This window comes from Kordiimonas sp. (assembly GCF_048260245.1).
In the GTDB taxonomy this organism is placed as follows: domain Bacteria; phylum Pseudomonadota; class Alphaproteobacteria; order Sphingomonadales; family Kordiimonadaceae; genus Kordiimonas.
Genome location: NZ_JBLXGZ010000055.1, coordinates 1 through 14,444, shown reverse-complemented (window position 1 = coordinate 14,444; position 14,444 = coordinate 1). Strand labels below are relative to the sequence as shown.

Genomic DNA, 14,444 nt, shown 5'->3' with positions numbered 1-14,444 from the left:
TCTGCCAGATGCGCCCACGCTGGCAGGTGATCAACAGCGCGGTCAAAAGCGCCCTTGACGATGTAAAACTATCCGCCATTGCCGCGCCCGGCAACGGCGAAGAGATTGCCGCGCGTTTTGAGAAACGTGCCCAGACAGCCTGATACCAGAACACCTGATACCGGACTGCCTGGCTGTACGTACAAGAGTTTGAACCTGATGTAAGGAGCCGCCAGTATGGCTGGAACCGCTGAAGCCCAGAAACAGATCGCCGAAGTTACAGGCGACTATAAATACGGTTTTGTCACCGACATCGACATGGACATGGCGCCCAAGGGCCTGTCCGAAGACGTGATCCGTTTTATCTCCGCCAAAAAGGAAGAGCCGGAATGGATGCTGGAATGGCGCCTGAAGGCCTACAAGGCATGGCTGAAGATGGACGAGCCGGACTGGGCCAAGGTGAGCTTCCCCAAGATCGACTATCAGGACGCCTATTATTTTGCCGCACCAAAGCAAAAAGACGGCCCCAAAAGCCTTGATGAAGTCGACCCCGAGCTTTTGCGCACCTACGAGAAACTTGGCATCCCCATCCGCGAGCAGGAAGTGCTGGCGGGTGTTCAGGGCTCCGCCAAGGTCGCCGTTGATGCGGTGTTCGACAGCGTGTCTGTCGCCACCACCTTCCGTGAAGAGCTGAAAAAAGCCGGCGTGATTTTCATGTCGATCTCTGAGGCCATCCGTGAATACCCCGAGATGGTGAAAAAATATCTGGCGACCGTGGTGCCGGTCAGGGACAATTATTTTGCTGCGCTCAATTGCGCTGTGTTCACTGATGGTACCTTTGTCTATGTTCCCAAGGGTGTGCGTTGCCCGATGGAACTGAGCACCTATTTCCGCATCAATGCCGAAAACACCGGCCAGTTTGAACGCACGTTGATTGTGGCCGACGAAGGCTCCTATGTCTCTTACCTCGAAGGCTGCACCGCGCCCATGCGCGACGAAAACCAGTTGCACGCCGCCGTGGTGGAGCTGATTGCGCTGGATGATGCCGAAATCAAATATTCCACCGTGCAGAACTGGTACCCCGGCGACAAAGAAGGCAAGGGCGGTATCTATAACTTCGTGACCAAACGCGCCCTGTGCAAAGGCAAAAATTCCAAGGTGAGCTGGACGCAAGTTGAGACCGGCTCGGCCGTGACATGGAAATACCCAAGCTGCATCCTCGCAGGCGAAGGCAGCGTGGGTGAGTTCTACTCCGTCGCCGTGACCAACAATTACCAGCAGGCAGACACCGGCACCAAGATGATCCATATGGCACCAAACACACGGTCGACCATTATCTCCAAGGGCATCTCGGCGGGCAAGTCGCAGAACACCTACCGGGGGCTGGTGAAGGTACTGTCCGGCGCGGACAATGTACGTAATTTCACCCAGTGTGACAGCTTGCTGGTTTCAAGCGAGAGCGGCGCGCACACCGTGCCCTATATCGAAGTAAAAAACCCCAGCGCGCAGATCGAACACGAGGCGACCACTTCCAAAATTTCGGAAGACCAGATGTTCTATTGCCAAGCGCGGGGCCTGGATGAAGAGGAAGCTGTGGCGATGATCGTCAACGGTTTCTGCAAGGAAGTAATGCAACACCTGCCAATGGAATTTGCCGTAGAAGCCCAGAAGCTTCTCGGCATCTCCCTTGAAGGCAGCGTGGGTTAAGGACGGATAGTTATGCTCAATATCAAAGACCTCCACGTCAGTGTCGGCGACAAGGAAATCGTCAAGGGCCTCAACCTTGAGATCAGGGCAGGTGAAACCCACGCCATCATGGGCCTGAACGGCGCCGGCAAATCCACGCTCGCCGCCGCCATCGCCGGCCGGGACGATTATGACGTGACCTCGGGCACGGTGGAGTTTGAAGGCAAGGACCTGCTGGCGCTTGAACCGCACGAGCGTGTGGGCGAAGGCCTGTTCCTCGGCTTCCAGTATCCGGTGGAAATTCCCGGTGTCTCGAACCTCAACTTCCTGCGCACCGCGCTCAATAGCGTGCGCAAGTATCGCGGCGAGGCAGAGATGTCGGCGGCTGAGTTTATGAAGCTGGTACGCGAAAAAGCCAAAGCGCTCAACATGGACCCGGAAATGCTCAAGCGTTTTGTAAACGTAGGCTTCTCGGGCGGCGAGAAAAAGCGCAACGAGATGGTTCAGATGGCCATGCTTGACCCCAAGCTTGCCATCCTTGACGAGACCGATTCCGGCCTTGATATCGACGCACTCAAGACCGTGGCCGACGGCATCAACGCCCAGCGCCGAGACGATACTGCCATTCTGCTCATCACCCACTATCAGCGTCTGCTGTCTTACGTGCAGCCGGATGTGGTGCACGTGATGATCGATGGCCGCATCGTGAAATCGGGCGGCAAGGAACTGGCGCTTGAGCTGGAAGAAAAAGGCTACGCTGACGTTGCGTAACGGCGCAGGAACAGGACATATATGCAAGACGAGCTGACTATAGGATATAGCGCACAGGCGGAAAGCCTTACAGGCACCGTGCCGGGGGCGGACGGCTTGCGCCAGCAGGCCATGAAGGCCTTTGCCGAGACCGGTTTCCCGACCGCGAGGGCCGAAGACTGGCGCTATAGCGACCTCAGGGCTTTGCGCGCCGGTGTATACGGCCTTGCCGAAGCGCCGACGGCCACCACTGAAATTCCGGCGGCCATCGGCGATACCGCCGCGCGTTTTGTCTTTATCAACGGTCGCTACGCCGAGGACCTGTCAGACATGGGCGACCTGTGGCAAGCGGCGTCCATTCGCCCCATTGCCAACCATTTCACCGCCAATCCGGCCCGGCTTGATGAGCTGGTACGCGGCCACGACGGTGTTTCGCTTCTTAACACCGCGCTAATGCGCGACGGCATTGTGCTGACCGTGCCTGCAGGCGTGGAGATCGACGACCCGGTCGAGATCATCCATGTGATGACGGACGCAGCCGGAAAAGCCGCGCACCTGAGGCATGTAATCGAGCTTGGTGAGGCTGCCAAACTATCTGTGGTGGAGCGCTTCATCGGCGACAACAGCGCTTATTGGCACAATATCACGCTTCAGGCGCGGATCGCGGAAGGCGCGGGCCTTACGCACGCCCGCCTTCAGGAAGAAGGCGAAAGCGCACTGCACACCGCCAAGGCGTACGTCAATGTGGATGCCTCAGGTCACTATCATTGCACCAACCTGTCGCTTGGCGGCAAGGTTGCGCGCTTTGAGGCCCATGTGCGTCTGTTGGGCGAAGAAGCCAACGCCACTATTGACGGTGTGGCCCTGGCCGCCACCGGGCAAAGCCATGACACATTCACCCACATCAGCCATGTGGTACCCTTTGCCACCAGCGACCAGATTTTCCGCACCATCGCCGATGCACCCGGCAAAACCTCCTTCGCGGGCAAGGTAACGGTGGAAAAGGACGCGCAAAAAACCGCTGCCGACCAAAGCTTCAAGGCGCTTGTTTTCGACCGCACCGGCGAAGCCAACGCCAAGCCCGAGCTTGAAATTTTTGCCGATGATGTCAAATGCAGCCACGGCGCCACAGTGGGCGAGCTGGATGCCAAAGCAATTTTCTACCTGACCTCTCGCGGGATCGACCCGGTGACAGCGCGGCAGATGCTGGTGGAAGCCTTCACCGCCGATGCGCTCACCCGTGTGACCACCGATGCCGTGCGCGACCTCATGACCGCGCGCATCAACGACTGGATGACCACCCGCGCCGACCGCGCAGTACCTGAAGCCGTCACGGCACAGGGGGCAGAATGAACACGCAGGCAGCCATAAAACCCGGCCTTGATGTCGAGAAGATCAAAGCGGATTTCCCGATCCTCGCCCGCGAGGTCTACGGCAAACCGCTGACCTTCCTCGATACGGCGGCAAGCGCACAAAAACCGCGCGCTGTTATCGCGGCCGAGACCGAGCTCTATGAAGGCTATTACGCCAACATCCACCGCGGTGTGTACAAGTTCAGCCAGGACGCGACCGAGGCCTATGAAGCCAACCGCGAAACCGTGCGCGCCTTCATCGGTGCCGAAAAAGCCCGTGAGTGCATTTTTGTGCGCGGGGCCACCGAAGGCATCAACCTTGTGGCGCAAAGCTGGGGCCGCGTCAATGTGGCCAAGGGCGACGAGATCATCCTCAGCCATATGGAGCACCATTCCAATATCGTGCCGTGGCAGATGCTGGCCGAGGAAAAGGGCGCCATCATCAAGGTTATCCCCATGTTCGACGATGGCTCGCTCGACATGGAAACCTATAAAACACTGCTCACGGACCGCACCAGAATGGTTGCCGTCGGCCATATCTCCAACGCGATCGGTGTGTTGAACCCGGTCAAGGAAATTACCCGGCTTGCCCACGCAGCAGGCGCAGTGGTGTTGATCGACGGCTGTCAGGCCGCGCCGCACATGGCCGTGGACGTACGCGACATCGACGCTGATTTTTACACCTTCTCTGCCCACAAGACCTATGGCCCCACCGGTATCGGCGTCATTTACGGCAAGGAAAAACTTCTGGACGCCATGCCGCCATGGCAGGGCGGCGGTGATATGATCTCCACCGTCACGTTTGAGAGAACTACCTATAACGACCTGCCGCACAAGTTTGAGGCCGGCACACCCAACATCGCGGGCGGCATCGCCATGAAGGTGGCGCTGGATTACATCACAGCACTCGGCTTTGAGAATATAGCAGCCCACGAACATGCGTTGCTGGACTATGCCACCAAGGAGCTGTCGGCCTTCAACAGCCTGCGTATCATTGGCACCGCCCCCGACAAGGGGGCGATTATCAGCTTTACCATGCAGCACGCCCACCCGCATGACATTGGCACCATTTTAGACCGGCAGGGCATCGCCGTGCGCGCCGGTCACCACTGTGCGCAGCCGGTGATGGACCGCTTTGGCGTGCCCGGCACCGTACGCGCCAGTTTTGGCATTTATAACGATAAAACCGATGTGGACCGCCTTGTGGCGGGCCTCAAGAAAGTTGTGGACATCTTTGGATGACAAATAACGAGCAAAAACGAGACGTTTTGAACGTCAGCGCCCCTTCCGAAAGCGACTATCCGGCAGAAAACCTGCCGAAGAAGGACGTGGAACGCCCCAGAGTGGATACTTCAGGTGTCAGCCCGCAGGAGGGCGGCTATTTCCTCAACAAATTCCTTGAGGGCGACGCCGAGAAAAAGGCTGCCGAGGACGCAACCACAGAGGCAGGCGAGAGCGCCGAGAGCAACAGCAAACCGGCAAGCGACGCACCCTCTTCGAAGGAAGAGCTGGAGGCCAATATCGTCGCCGCGCTACAGGAAATTTACGACCCCGAAATTCCGGTCAATATCTATGAATTGGGCCTGATTTACGGCGTGGATATCGACGACGACCGGCGGGTGCGCGTGACCATGACGCTGACAACGCCCCATTGCCCGGTGGCCGAAAGCATGCCGGGTGAGGTAGAGTTGAAGGTCAACACCGTGCCCGGCGTAAACGGCTGCGACGTGGCGCTGGTTTGGGAACCGGCGTGGGATATGTCCAAGATGACAGACGAAGCCCGGCTTGAACTCGGGCTGCTGTAACCCCATCTTCTGGGTATAATGAAACGAGGTTTTTAAAGTGGCAGTGATCAATATTACAGATAAGGCGGCAGACCGTATCCGCGCGCTGCTGGCCAAAAACGAGACGGCGGTCGGCATCAAGCTGGGCACCAGCACCCACGGCTGCTCGGGCCTTGGGTATACCGTCGACTATGTCGAGGAACCGGCCGCTGATGACGAAGTGGTCGAAGACAAGGGCGTGAAGGTCTTTGTGGACCGCAAGTCGCTGCTGTTCCTGCTGGGCACCGAGATGGACTGGGAGGACAGCATGTTCTCCACCGGTTTCAAGTTCAGCAACCCCAATGAAAAAGGCCGCTGCGGTTGCGGCGAAAGCTTCCACGTCTAGGCTTTTCTGGGGGCACGCTGCCCCCACATCCCACAACAGCATTTGACAAATTCCCGGCCTTGCCCTCTTGTTGTCATAGCGTGTACACACTTGCCGCGCCGTGATAGCTGAAAAGGATATGCCTGCGCCCTTCGGGCCAGCCCTGCAACCGCCATGATACCCTCAACATGACACTTCCGATGCGCCTTAATCCCATCATCCATGTGCTGGGGCTTATGCTCACAAGCCTTGCTGTGACCATGGCGATCCCAGCCGTGGTCGAGGAGGTGATGACCGGGCAGATGCCCTATGAATTTATTCTCTCAGCATCCGTTTGCGCCTGTATCGGCCTTATGGCCGCGCTCGCCACCCGCGACAACCAGCCCTTCAGCCTGGATGTCAAACAGGCCTTCCTGCTGACCGCGCTATCGTGGATTGTGCTACCGCTTTTTGCCGCCCTGCCGCTGTTGGGGCTTGGCCTGTCGCCAGAGATTGGCCTCACTTTCACCGATGCGGTGTTTGAAACCGTCTCAGGCTTGACGACAACCGGTTCCACAGTGATGAGCGGGCTTGATGACCTGTTGCCGGGGCTTCTTCTGTGGCGCTCGCTGCTGCAATGGGTCGGCGGGGTGGGCATTATCGTCATGGCCATTATCATGCTGCCTTTCCTGCGCATCGGCGGCATGCAACTGTTCAAGACTGAAAGCTCGGATAAATCCGAGAAGATCATGCCGCAGTCGGCCACCATGGTGAAATGGATCATGGCGGTTTACGCCGCACTCACGGTGCTGGCCACCGGCATCTTCATGCTGACAGGCATGAGTGGCTTTGACGCGGTGAACCACGCCATGACATCGCTTTCGACCGGCGGGTATAGTACTCATGACGCTTCGTTCGGCCATTTCACCAACCTGTCGACCCAGTGGGCGGGCACCATTTTCATGCTGGCAGGCGGCCTGCCGTTCATCAGCTACATCAAATTTGTGCGCGGGCACCGGCGGCCCTTTGTCTCTGACCCGCAGATCCGCTCCTTTGTGCGTTTCCTCTTTATTGTCATTGTGCTGATGACCCTTTGGCTGATGCTGAGGCAGGACATCTCTTTCCTTGGTGCGCTGACGCTGACGGCCTTTAATGTCGTGTCGGTGGTCACCACAACCGGCTTTGCCTCCACCGACTATACCACCTGGGGCCCGGCGGCAGCGGCGGCCTTTTTCATCCTCACCTTTGTTGGCGGCTGCGCGGGCTCGACCTCCGGCGCGATCAAGATATACCGCTTTCAGGTGCTGTGGGTCACCATGCGGGAGCAGCTCTCGAAGCTCGCAAGCCCCAACCGGGTGGTGACCATGCGCTACCACGGCAGCCGCCTGCCGCCGGAGCTGCCGGTCTCCGTGCTGGCGTTCCTTGCCGTATTCCTTGCGTCTGTGACAGTGGTGACGATTATCCTCACCCTGCTTGAGATCGATTTTGTCACGGCCCTCACCGCCAGCGCCACCGCCATCACCAATGTGGGGCCGGGACTGGGCGATATTATCGGCCCGTCGGGCAATTTCGCCAGCCTGCCAGACACCGCCAAATGGGTGCTGTCCTTTGCCATGCTGCTCGGACGGCTGGAGATTTTCACGCTGTTGCTGTTGTTTGACCCGCACTTCTGGCGCGACTAGGCCGCACCGGCCTACTTGCCTCAATCCACAATCTTCAGCTTGCCGCGCATTTTCTTGCGCTCGCCGGTGGTTTTTTTGGCGGTGATACGGCGCTCCTTCGCGCCCTTAGACGGTTTGGTCGCCACGCGAAACTTGGGCCGTTTGGCTGCTTTTTCCAACATTTCCACCAGCCGTTTTGTCGCAGCGCGTTTGTTGTCAATCTGGCTGCGGTGGCTCTCGGCCGTCAGCACAATCACGCCGTCCCCGGTCATGCGGCTGCCCGCAACCTTACGCAGACGGATGAACATCTCGTTGCTGATCGCCGGATGCGCGCGGGCATTAAAGCGTAGCTCCACCGCAGTGGACACCTTGTTTACATGCTGTCCGCCGGGGCCGGACGCCCGCTTGGCCGTCAGCACAATATCTGCCTCATCAATGCTGATATGCGGTGTAATCTCGATCATACGTCGATTGTAAGCCAGCCTAAGGAAAGGTGCAATTGTCCACCACGTAAAGCTCGCGCACATTCGCTCATGAGGCGTTTTCGGACCTTGAAACTGTGTTCCAGATGAGCATGACAGAGGCCCTGACACTCTCGCCGGTTCCAATTTGCGGCGGTGTCATGTTTACCCCACCCTCACCTTACGTACCTTGTTGCGCTTTGTCGCCAGCGCCATGAATCGCCGGAAGGTCGGGCATTCAAGGTGGCTCGGCGCCCCGCATTCCGCCGCGTGGCGAAGACCGTCGCGCACAGCGGTCAGCTGTTTGATCTTCACCTCCAGCGCATCGGCTTTGGCGCGCAAGGCCTTGCGGTCAATCTCCATAAGCGGGCCAGGCGCAAACATGCGCACGATCTCATCGAGCGTGAAACCGGCGTTGCGCCCAAGCGTGATCAGCGCCAACTGGTCAAGCACCGCCGCGCTGAACACCCGCCGGAGACCATGGCGCCCAACAGCGCGAATGAGGCCCTTTTCTTCATAATACCGCAGGGTGGAGGCAGGCAGGCCAGAGCGCTTGGCCACCTGCCCGATATCCAGATTTTGCTGTGCTGTCATTTAACCCTTGACCTCAAGTTAACTTGAACTTGTATCCTAGCGACACTTGCAAAAATGAACAATTGATTGGTGACATGATGGAAGAAAGTTTCTGGGTGAATAAATGGCAAACGGGCGAGATCGCCTTTCATGAAGGCAGCCCGAACCGGTTTCTGGCCAGTTATTTTGATGCGCTCGGGTTGCCAAAAGGCAGCCGTGTTTTCCTGCCGCTGTGCGGTAAAACGCGTGATATCGCCTGGTTGCTGGCCAGCGGTTACCGCGTGGCTGGCGCCGAACTTGTGGGCACCGCCATAGATCAGCTATTTACCGAGCTTGGCATGCAGCCCACCATCTCCCGGCAAGGGGACATCACCCACTATAGCGCCAGGCATATCGACATATATGTGGGGGACATCTTCAAACTGAGTGCGGCGCAGCTTGGCCCGGTGAATGCGGTTTATGACCGCGCGGCGCTGGTGGCCTTGCCAGGTGACACCCGCACGCGCTACACCAAACACCTGAGTGAGCTCACAGCCGCTGCCCCGCAACTGCTGATCAGTTATGAGTATGACCAGAGCCAGATGGCAGGCCCGCCCTTTTCCATCAGCAGCACCGAGATCGCGCAGCATTATGGCGAGCGGTACGAGGTCAAACTGCTCACCAGCGCAGATGTGCCCGGTGGCCTCAAAGGCCGTTGCCCGTCAACCGAAAGCGTTTGGGTGCTGAAGGGGAGGTGAGAAGTGGTGCCGCTTACGTGACTCGAACACGTGACCCCATCATTACGAATGATGTGCTCTACCAACTGAGCTAAAGCGGCGTCGCAACAGATGTGCGCATGGCCAGAGAGGCCGTTACAGGCGGGCTGTATACCGGATGGCCCCCATGACGGCAAGCGTTTTTTGGCGCGCTGTGCCTGCCTCGAACACTCCGCCTTCAGGGGGCGTGGGTGTCGCGACCGCGTGGTTTTTCTCCCGCCACCTCAGCGCCCAGAAGGGCGATGGTTTCCTCGGCGCGGAAGGCTTTGCGCGGTGCCGTGCTGCCGCCCACATCGCGCCAGTCTATGGTGTCAAAGCCACCACAGTTGGGGCAAAGCGGCGACCATGCGTTTGGCGTGTGGCCGCACGCGTCACAGTGCCAGCCTTCGCCCGCCTCGGCTGTCGCGAGCGCGGTCTCAATCGGGTCGGGATCCTCACCCAGCGCGTGGGCCAGCGCAAGGCGGTATTGCCACGCGCTCCGGGTGGGTGCGGCCTTGATGAGCCGGTCCAGCAGCGGTTTGGCGATGTCATATTCGCGCGCGTCCATCAGCGCATCCACCAGCAGCAGCATGGATTGTGCATGGTCCGGGTTTTGTGCGGTCAGCGCGCGCACACGCCTGAGCCAGTCGGGCGCGCCCTCGGCGGCGTCCAGCGCCTTGAACACGCGGGCAAGCGTGGGGTGCGGGCGGCTGGCCCAGGCATCTTGGATCAACCTGGTGGCGCGCTTGTTGTTGCCTTCGCCCAGCTCAATTTTCGCCAGCGCGGCCGTTGCCGGGGCAAAATCGGGCCTCAGCGACAGCACCTTCTTGAAACCTTTTTTGGCTGCGAGGGTGTCGCCGCGCAGGTTGGCTTCCGTCGCTTCGGCGAACACCAGCGCGCCGCGATGTCTGGTTACCTGCGTCTTTTCCATCAGGTTTTCGCGCGCGACCTTATCAAGCGCGGCTTCGGCCTCCGCCCAGTTGCCCGCAGCAACCTCAAGCGAAAACAGCGTCCTCAGCACCCACGGGCTTTTGCGGTTTTCATTGAAGGCGGTGCGCGCGAGGCGCAGGGCTTCGCTGTCACGGCCTAACCGCTGCGCTTCACCCACAAGGCCGCGCAGGCCAAGGAAACGGCCGTCATCCGTGCCCTCAAGCGCCTGATAGCGTTTGGCGGCACCGGCGTGGTCACCCGCGCGGGCCGCAGCCTCCGCCGCGATCAGATGCACCATGGGCTGGGGCGGCAGCAGCACTTCGGCCTGCTCAATCAGCTTGGCGGCAAGGCGGTGATCCCCCGCCGACAAGGCCACAAGCGACTGGTTCAGCAGCTTGAGCCCGCGCCCCTGCCGTTTGACCACCCTGTTGGAGCCAAAAAACGGCATGTCGCGCCGAAGCCAGCCAAATAGCCACACCACAAGCGCGGCCAGCGCCATAGCCGCAGCCAAAAAGGCCGCAAGCGCGGCAAAGCTGGTGTAAAACCGGAGGCCCTGAAAATCGATGGTGACATCACCGGGGTTGTCGGCAAGCCACGCCGCGCCTACGGCAAGCAACAGGATAACAATGAACCACAGAACGACGCGCGTCACGATCGTGGCCCTTCCTGCAAGCCCGCATTGGCGACACCCCTGGTCAGGCGGTCAAAGGCGCGCGTGACCGCCACATGGGCCGCCGCTTCCTTGCGCCACTGTGCGCTGGCGTCAAACGCCGGGCCGCCAAGCGCGGCCAGAACGTCCACCGCGCCCTGAATATCGCGCGCGGCCAGGGCACGCTCGGCTTTCAGTAGTTCGGCATCAAGGCCGGTGGCGCCCGCGTCGGTGCGGCGCACGGTGAAAAGCTTGGTGAGGAAATTACCCTCGGCCTTGTCGGTTGCGGTCATGACAGTGGCGGCCATGGCGTCAAAATCGCTGACCAGTTTATCGTAAGGGGTGATGCCCCCGGCATGGTCTGCAAGCGTGGCGATATCGGCACCAATCAACTGCTGGTCAAGAGCTGGCAGGGCGGAGAAGTCGACCCGCAAAGCGTCAAGCCCGGCACCGTAGGGCTGGCCCACCAGCGCACGGTCCTTCAAGCGTCCGAGCGACAACACAAGCCGGCCACGCGGGCTGGCTTCAAGCGCGCCGGATTCGACCGCTTTCATCGCGGCCTCAACACTGTCGAGCCTGCTTTTAAGCTGCTCACTTTCCGCACGCGCCAGCGCCAGTGCACCCGACAGCCGCGACACCGCAGGGTGATCGGCATTCTCCACCGCTGACAGGCGGGCGATGTCATCGGTCAGGCGGTTGATGTCGGCTTGCAAGCCTGCAAGCGCGGCGGGGTTCGCGGTGGCATCCGCGCCACCCGCAGCCGCAAGCAGCGCCATATCAGCGGCCAGCTTTTCGCGCGCGCTGGCTTCACCCTTCAGCGCCGCTTCATGCTGCGCGAGGATTTCCCTGTGCTGCACAAGAGTTGCACGCATGTCATCAAGCACGCCGGTAAATTCTGTCATGACCGGGCTGGCGGCGGGGACGGCACGTTCAGCCACCACGGTTTCATCCTTGAGGCCAAGGTAAACAAGGCCGGGGTCAAATTTGGGGGCAAAATAAACACCTGCGGCAAACGCGCTGACACCGAAGGCGAGGAACCAGCCAGCTTTCGCCATGAAGGAAGTACCTGTGCGCGCGTCCGTCACGTTTTCGCCGCGCGGAGTGTTTTCATGTTCGGCGATTACCTCGGCATCGATGATATCTTTTTCATCCATACCCGGCTCTGAACCCGGTGTTTCACCTGTCATCTTGTCTTCACTGACCACAAATATTGTCCCTTGATCGTCGCGGCCCTGAGGCACGAGGCTTGCTTCGGCGCGCGGCTTATCCTTCCAGCATGGAAAGAAGCGCCTTTTCCGTCGGCATAATAGCATAGCGCACACTGCGCCACGGGCCGATAAGCTGTTCCCTGACCCGAGTTGAAAGCGCGATGGCGTCCATCTTGCTCAACCAGTCGGAGCGGCCATATTCCGCTGCCGTTTCTTCAAATGTGGTGGCAGTGCGCGGCGAATAAAAGAGTGCGATATCAATTTCACCCTCTTCCATGGCATCCTGCACACCGGCGGAGAATGCACGCATCGGCCGCGCCTGATAAGTTACCACATCGACCGCGTCGATACCCTCATCCCGCAAGACGGCGGAAATATTGTAAGAGATATTAGTGCCACATAAATAACTGTATTTGCGCTTCTCGCTGATACCACATTCCAGCAGCGTCGGGATCATCTGCCGCGCGGTACCCGGCCCCACAACCACATTGGTGAAACCCAGTTTACGCGCTTCTTCGGCGGTTTGCTCCCCCACCGCGAAGATAGGACGCGCCTTGTTGCCGATATTGGCAAGGCCATGGCGCGCGCCGTTTTTGCTGGTCACAATCAGGCTGCGGTCATCCGGCGGTATTTCAAACGATACCGGGTCAATACGGATCATCGGCGCGATGATCACCGTATGGCCCATGGCTTCAAGCTTTTCCGCCGTGGGTTGGGCTTCGTCTATCGGTCGGGTAAGAAGGATGGTGCTCATGCAATCTCCGCTTCAATATCCCGTGCGAGCGCTTCAAAAAACGCTTCGCCCGCGTCCTCCCGGATCGTGGTCCCCATATCCTGCCCCAGCGAGACCGCTGCTTCAAGCGTCGCAGCGCAGGTGCCTGTCTGGTCAAAGACGGTTTTACCGTCCAGCGACAACAGCATGGCGTGCATCATCATACTATCGCCCGAGCGTGTGGCATAGGCCGCGATCGGGGTGCGGCAGGAGCCGTCAAGCGCGGCAAGGAACGAACGCTCCGCCGTCGCCGCCAGCGCCGTTTCGTCACAGTGCAGGGGCTCAAGAAGCGCGGTCATGGCGGCATTTCCTTCACGAATTTCCACCGTTACCGCACCTTGCGCCGGGGCGGGCAGAAAGTCAGCCAGACTAAGTATCTCTGTGGCGGCGGATTTCATGCCCAACCGGTTCAGGCCAGCGAGGGCAAGAAAGGTGCCGTCAGCCTCACCCGCCGCAAGCTTTTTCATCCGGGTCTGCACATTGCCGCGGAAGGTCACCACCTTGAGGTCGGGGCGGATACGCAGCGCCATCGCCCGCCGCCTGAGCGAGGCGGTGCCCAACGTCGCACCTTCGGGCAACTCCGCGAATGAGCTGTATTTAGCGCTCATGAACACGTCACGAGCGTCCTCGCGCGGCAGGAAGGTGGACAGCACGAGCCCGTCCGGCAAGCGTGTCGGCATGTCTTTGGACGAATGCACCGCGCAGTCGATGCTGCCGTCCATCAGCGCATCCTCAATTTCCTTGGTGAACAGGCCCTTGCCGCCCGCGTTCATCAAGTGACGGTCCAGAATGCGGTCACCCGTGGTCTTGATCACCACGATTTCAACCATATCGTCCGTCAGGTCGTCATTGTGCGCGACAAGCCGCGCCTTGACGTCATTGGCCTGCGCCAGCGCCAGCGGGCTGCCGCGTGTGCCGATTTTAATGCCTTGTTGCACAAAACCCTCTCTCGGTGGTATCGCACGCCTCTCGGGCGCTGCTTATCTTTGATGCTTCAACCTATTTGGCTTATAGAACTTATGAAGCGGTGGCCCAAGCCCAAAGAACAGGAAATATGATGCCCGTGACAAAAGAAACCAGGCTGGGTGCGCTCAAGCGACCGCTGGTGCTGGGGATTGAAACAAGCTGTGACGAAACCGCCGCTGCCATTGTCGCGGCAGACCGCACAGTGCTGGCGCACAAGGTATTGTCGCAGATTGACGAGCATGCACAGTTTGGCGGCGTGGTACCCGAAATTGCGGCAAGGCAGCATATCAGCCATCTTGACCATCTGCTGCGCGATTTGATGGCTGAGGCCGACCTGAACTTTAAAGACCTTGATGCCATAGCCGCCACGACCGGCCCCGGCCTTGTGGGCGGGTTAATGGTGGGGGTGATGACCGCAAAAGCCATCGCAAAAGCCTCGGGTAAACCGTTTATCGCAGTAAACCACCTTGAAGGCCATGCACTGACAGTGCGTCTGGCGGACGAGGTACCGTTTCCGTATCTGCTGCTGCTGGTATCGGGTGGACACTGCCAGATCCTGATGGTCGAAGGTGTCGGAAACTATACCCGCCTTGGCA

At 59.5% G+C, this 14,444-nt stretch carries 14 protein-coding genes, 1 tRNA gene and 1 pseudogene; 9 read left to right on the top strand and 7 right to left on the bottom strand.

The window, feature by feature from the left end; translation table 11 throughout:
• The first annotated feature begins 216 nt into the window (after positions 1–216).
• The 7 genes from sufB (at position 217) to ACN0VM_RS17395 (ending at position 7,576) form a co-directional block, all read left to right on the top strand.
• Positions 217–1,686, top strand: a complete 1,470-nt coding sequence (sufB, locus tag ACN0VM_RS17425; protein WP_417452169.1) for a Fe-S cluster assembly protein SufB — start codon at positions 217–219, stop codon at positions 1,684–1,686.
• A 12-nt stretch (positions 1,687–1,698) separates the two neighbouring features.
• On the top strand, positions 1,699–2,436 hold the full coding sequence (sufC, locus tag ACN0VM_RS17420) for a Fe-S cluster assembly ATPase SufC (protein WP_417452168.1): 738 nt from the start codon (positions 1,699–1,701) through the stop codon (positions 2,434–2,436).
• Between the two features lie 21 nt (positions 2,437–2,457).
• Complete coding sequence (gene sufD, locus ACN0VM_RS17415; RefSeq protein ID WP_417452167.1) at positions 2,458–3,768, top strand: Fe-S cluster assembly protein SufD; 1,311 nt, start codon at positions 2,458–2,460, stop codon at positions 3,766–3,768.
• Complete coding sequence (locus ACN0VM_RS17410) at positions 3,765–5,009, top strand: cysteine desulfurase (protein ID WP_417452166.1); 1,245 nt, start codon at positions 3,765–3,767, stop codon at positions 5,007–5,009. Before sufD ends, ACN0VM_RS17410 begins: the two co-directional genes overlap by 4 nt.
• Positions 5,006–5,572, top strand: coding sequence for an SUF system Fe-S cluster assembly protein (locus tag ACN0VM_RS17405; RefSeq protein WP_417452165.1), 567 nt, complete (start codon positions 5,006–5,008; stop codon positions 5,570–5,572). The genes ACN0VM_RS17410 and ACN0VM_RS17405 overlap by 4 nt, the downstream gene beginning before the upstream one ends.
• A 37-nt stretch (positions 5,573–5,609) precedes the next feature.
• Positions 5,610–5,936 (top strand): HesB/IscA family protein, encoded by a 327-nt coding sequence (locus tag ACN0VM_RS17400; protein ID WP_417452164.1) that lies wholly within the window; start codon positions 5,610–5,612, stop codon positions 5,934–5,936.
• Between the two features lie 167 nt (positions 5,937–6,103).
• Positions 6,104–7,576, top strand: a complete 1,473-nt coding sequence (locus tag ACN0VM_RS17395) for a TrkH family potassium uptake protein (protein WP_417452163.1) — start codon at positions 6,104–6,106, stop codon at positions 7,574–7,576.
• A gap of 20 nt (positions 7,577–7,596) precedes the next feature.
• Here ACN0VM_RS17395 and arfB read toward each other — a convergent pair whose 3' ends face one another.
• Together arfB and ACN0VM_RS17385 are read right to left on the bottom strand one after the other, a co-directional pair.
• Positions 7,597–8,019, bottom strand: a complete 423-nt coding sequence (arfB, locus tag ACN0VM_RS17390) for an alternative ribosome rescue aminoacyl-tRNA hydrolase ArfB (RefSeq protein ID WP_417452162.1) — start codon at positions 8,017–8,019, stop codon at positions 7,597–7,599.
• 162 nt (positions 8,020–8,181) lie between these two features.
• A complete protein-coding gene (locus ACN0VM_RS17385) occupies positions 8,182–8,610 on the bottom strand; it encodes a helix-turn-helix domain-containing protein (RefSeq protein WP_417452161.1) in 429 nt (142 codons plus the stop codon).
• Between the two features lie 77 nt (positions 8,611–8,687).
• On the opposite strand from ACN0VM_RS17385, the gene tmpT reads away from it, so the two are divergent.
• Entirely contained in the window at positions 8,688–9,326 is a 639-nt protein-coding gene (gene tmpT / locus ACN0VM_RS17380) for a thiopurine S-methyltransferase (protein WP_417452170.1), read from the top strand.
• A gap of 4 nt (positions 9,327–9,330) precedes the next feature.
• On the opposite strand, the gene ACN0VM_RS17375 is transcribed toward tmpT, so the two are convergent.
• The 5 genes from ACN0VM_RS17375 to hemC form a co-directional block, all read right to left on the bottom strand.
• Positions 9,331–9,406, bottom strand: a tRNA-Thr gene (locus ACN0VM_RS17375).
• A gap of 116 nt (positions 9,407–9,522) precedes the next feature.
• A complete protein-coding gene (locus tag ACN0VM_RS17370) occupies positions 9,523–10,905 on the bottom strand; it encodes a heme biosynthesis protein HemY (RefSeq protein ID WP_417452160.1) in 1,383 nt (460 codons plus the stop codon).
• The gene (locus ACN0VM_RS17365; protein ID WP_417452159.1) at positions 10,902–12,107 is read right to left on the bottom strand and encodes a COG4223 family protein; all 1,206 of its coding nucleotides are present in this window, start codon (positions 12,105–12,107) and stop codon (positions 10,902–10,904) included. Before ACN0VM_RS17365 ends, ACN0VM_RS17370 begins: the two co-directional genes overlap by 4 nt.
• A gap of 58 nt (positions 12,108–12,165) precedes the next feature.
• A complete protein-coding gene (locus ACN0VM_RS17360; RefSeq protein WP_417452158.1) occupies positions 12,166–12,864 on the bottom strand; it encodes a uroporphyrinogen-III synthase in 699 nt (232 codons plus the stop codon).
• On the bottom strand, positions 12,861–13,820 hold the full coding sequence (hemC, locus tag ACN0VM_RS17355) for a hydroxymethylbilane synthase (protein ID WP_417452157.1): 960 nt from the start codon (positions 13,818–13,820) through the stop codon (positions 12,861–12,863). The genes ACN0VM_RS17360 and hemC overlap by 4 nt, the downstream gene beginning before the upstream one ends.
• 125 nt (positions 13,821–13,945) lie before the next feature.
• Between hemC and ACN0VM_RS17350 the strand changes: the two are divergent.
• A pseudogene (locus ACN0VM_RS17350) lies at positions 13,946–14,444 on the top strand (tRNA (adenosine(37)-N6)-threonylcarbamoyltransferase complex transferase subunit TsaD); the annotation flags it as partial.

Excerpts from the sequence above, each read along its gene's own strand:
- ACN0VM_RS17410 (WP_417452166.1), top strand. The coding sequence starts at position 3,765 with ATGAACACGCAGGCAGCCATAAAACCCGGCCTTGATGTCGAGAAGATC.
- sufD (WP_417452167.1), top strand. The coding sequence starts at position 2,458 with ATGCAAGACGAGCTGACTATAGGATATAGCGCACAGGCGGAAAGCCTT.
- arfB (WP_417452162.1), bottom strand. The coding sequence starts at position 8,019 with ATGATCGAGATTACACCGCATATCAGCATTGATGAGGCAGATATTGTG.
- sufC (WP_417452168.1), top strand. The coding sequence starts at position 1,699 with ATGCTCAATATCAAAGACCTCCACGTCAGTGTCGGCGACAAGGAAATC.
- tmpT (WP_417452170.1), top strand. The coding sequence starts at position 8,688 with ATGGAAGAAAGTTTCTGGGTGAATAAATGGCAAACGGGCGAGATCGCC.
- ACN0VM_RS17405 (WP_417452165.1), top strand. The coding sequence starts at position 5,006 with ATGACAAATAACGAGCAAAAACGAGACGTTTTGAACGTCAGCGCCCCT.
- ACN0VM_RS17395 (WP_417452163.1), top strand. The coding sequence starts at position 6,104 with ATGACACTTCCGATGCGCCTTAATCCCATCATCCATGTGCTGGGGCTT.
- ACN0VM_RS17385 (WP_417452161.1), bottom strand. The coding sequence starts at position 8,610 with ATGACAGCACAGCAAAATCTGGATATCGGGCAGGTGGCCAAGCGCTCT.
- ACN0VM_RS17360 (WP_417452158.1), bottom strand. The coding sequence starts at position 12,864 with ATGAGCACCATCCTTCTTACCCGACCGATAGACGAAGCCCAACCCACG.
- sufB (WP_417452169.1), top strand. The coding sequence starts at position 217 with ATGGCTGGAACCGCTGAAGCCCAGAAACAGATCGCCGAAGTTACAGGC.